General features: G+C 47.9%; 2 pseudogenes. Both read right to left on the reverse strand.

Annotated features, from left to right (window positions below):
- Positions 1-427, reverse strand: a pseudogene (locus R7Z47_RS26420) (flagellar hook-length control protein FliK); the annotation flags it as partial.
- Positions 424-547 (reverse strand): annotated as a pseudogene (locus R7Z47_RS26425) (LafD); the annotation flags it as partial. The pseudogenes R7Z47_RS26420 and R7Z47_RS26425, both read right to left, overlap by 4 nt.

Raw genomic sequence — 547 nt, forward strand, 5'->3', positions numbered from 1 at the left:
TAGCTTGCGCTGGGCTTGTTGTTTTTGCTTCACCTTTTACTTCCAACGGATTGACTTTGTTGAATGACGCAACCGATTTCTCAGCCATGTTTAGCATGCCTTGCGTCAAGGTTTGCGCTTGCGCTGCAAGGTCTGGTGTTTCAGTTGGTGTTGTTGCACTCAGAAGAACATTCATTCCTGTGGTGTCAACAGCAGCATTTTCTTCCGTTGTTGCAGTTGTCGCCTCTTTGCGCTCTTCGCTTGAGAAAGTTTGTGCAGCAAGGCGAAAGCTTGGTACTGCTTGCTCTGATAATGCTGCGGATTGATTCAGAGGTGCTTGCCCTGAAGCATTGCGCTGCGAAAAGCCTTGAACGTCTTTTGCTTGCGTGATTCGGCCTTCTGAAGCCGGAGCGGCATTTGACGATGGCAGTGAAGAAGAAATCATCATTGTGTCATCTCCATTGTCATCGCTAGTTGATATGCCATGGCACGCTCTTGTTGATCGTTCGCCATGTTCATCTCTTTTTTGAGCTCACCAGTGGCTTTCTCTAATGCAGCAAAAGCATCC

This window comes from Vibrio sp. 1641 (assembly GCF_033339995.1).
GTDB lineage: Bacteria > Pseudomonadota > Gammaproteobacteria > Enterobacterales > Vibrionaceae > Vibrio > Vibrio alginolyticus.